Origin of the sequence: Pseudomonas sp. NDM, from assembly GCF_003105095.1 — a bacterium.
Lineage (GTDB): Bacteria > Pseudomonadota > Gammaproteobacteria > Pseudomonadales > Pseudomonadaceae > Aquipseudomonas > Aquipseudomonas moraviensis_A.
Genome location: NZ_QETJ01000304.1, coordinates 1 through 1,944, shown reverse-complemented (window position 1 = coordinate 1,944; position 1,944 = coordinate 1). Strand labels below are relative to the sequence as shown.

Annotated in this window: 2 protein-coding genes; both read left to right on the top strand. The window is 62.0% G+C overall.

Annotated features, from left to right (window positions below; translation table 11 throughout):
- Positions 1–195 precede the first annotated feature (195 nt).
- The gene (locus DCO47_RS26645) at positions 196–1,230 is read left to right on the top strand and encodes an NADP-dependent oxidoreductase (protein ID WP_016773860.1); all 1,035 of its coding nucleotides are present in this window, start codon (positions 196–198) and stop codon (positions 1,228–1,230) included.
- A gap of 66 nt (positions 1,231–1,296) precedes the next feature.
- Complete coding sequence (gene recR / locus DCO47_RS26640) at positions 1,297–1,899, top strand: recombination mediator RecR (RefSeq protein WP_042608425.1); 603 nt, start codon at positions 1,297–1,299, stop codon at positions 1,897–1,899.
- Positions 1,900–1,944 lie beyond the last annotated feature (45 nt).

The following is a 1,944-nucleotide window of genomic DNA, read 5'->3' as shown; positions in this document are numbered from 1 at the left end:
ATGATGGGCATGTGCCGGCAGGACTGGCGTTTTCGCGAGCAGGCTCGCTCCCACACTTGGAAATGCAATCCCTGTGGGAGCGAGCCTGCTCGCGAAGGGCGCGCCTGGGTCAAAACTGAAGAAACATCGAACACACCACCGCTACCAAGGTCTGCTCCCTATACACCGAATTCCCCATTCACAGGAGACGCTGACATGTCCGACCCTCTCACCCTCAACCAACGCTTCGTCCTCGCCTCGCGCCCGACCGGTGCGCCGACTCCGGAAAACTTCCGTCTCGAGCGCGAGGCTTTGCCGGATCTTCAGGACGGTCAGGTCTTGCTGAAAACCCTGTACCTGTCGCTCGATCCGTACATGCGCGGACGCATGAGCGATGCACCGTCCTACGCCGCACCCGTGCAGATCGGCGAAGTCATGACCGGTGGCGCGGTCAGCCGGGTCGAGCAATCCAATCATCCAAAATTCCACACCGGCGATCTGGTAGTGGGTGCGACTGGCTGGCAGAGCCACAGCATCAGCGACGGTCGCAATATCATGCCGATTCCTGCCGGTCTGCCGAGTCCGTCGATGGCTCTCGGGGTGCTGGGCATGCCGGGCATGACCGCGTACATGGGCCTGATGGACATCGGTCAGCCGAAAGAAGGCGAAACCCTCGTGGTGGCCGCTGCGTCCGGCGCCGTCGGCTCGGTGGTCGGGCAAGTGGCGAAGATCAAAGGCCTGCGTGCAGTTGGCGTGGCTGGCGGTGCCGAGAAGTGCAAATACGTGGTCGAGGAGTTGGGTTTTGATGCCTGCATCGACCACAAGGCCGACGACTTCGCCGAGCAACTGGCCAAGGCCTGCCCCAACGGCATCGACATCTACTACGAGAATGTCGGCGGCCATGTGTTCGACGCGGTCGTGCCATTGCTCAACCCCAAGGCGCGCATCCCGTTGTGCGGTCTGATCGCCGGTTACAACGCCGCCGAGGCACCCACCGGCCCGGATCGCCTGCCCATGCTGCAACGCACGCTACTGACCAAGCGTGTGCGCATTCAGGGCTTTATCGTCTTCGATGACTACGGTGATCGTCAGCCGGAATTCATCAGCCACATGGTGCCGTGGGTACGCGACGGCAAGGTGAAATTCCGCGAGGACGTGGTCGAAGGCCTGGAGCAGGCGCCCGAGGCGTTCATCGGTCTGCTGGAAGGGCGCAACTTCGGCAAACTGGTGGTCCGGGTCGCCCAGGACTGAGGATTTGACGCTGGCCAGAGGCGCGGGTATAAACCGCGTCTCGTTGTTTAGTCGGACTGTTTACCCATGAGCTTCAGCCCTTTGATTCGCCAACTGATCGACGCCCTGCGCACCTTGCCGGGCGTGGGTCAGAAAACCGCTCAGCGCATGGCGTTGCAGTTGCTCGAACGTGATCGCAGCGGTGGCACTCGTCTGGCGCAGGCCTTGAGCCAGGCCATGGAAGGCGTTGGCCACTGCCGCCAGTGCCGCACGCTGACCGAAGACGATCTGTGCCCGCAATGCGCCGACCCACGCCGTGATGACACGCTGCTCTGCGTGGTCGAAGGTCCGATGGATGTCTATGCGGTGGAGCAGACCGGATTCCGTGGCCGCTATTTTGTTCTCAAGGGGCATTTGTCGCCGCTCGATGGTTTGGGGCCGGAAGCGATCGGCATACCGCAGTTGATGGCGCGGGTTGAAGAGGCGGGGACGTTTACCGAAGTCATTCTCGCCACCAACCCGACGGTCGAAGGCGAGGCCACCGCCCATTACATCGCGCAGTTGTTGCAGAACAAAGGCCTGATCGCCTCGCGGATTGCCCACGGCGTACCGCTGGGCGGTGAGCTGGAGCTGGTTGATGGCGGCACGCTGGCGCATTCGTTTGCCGGGCGCAAACCGATTTCCCTCTGATAAAAATCAAAAGATCGCAGCCTTCGGCAGCTCCTACAGGGGAAC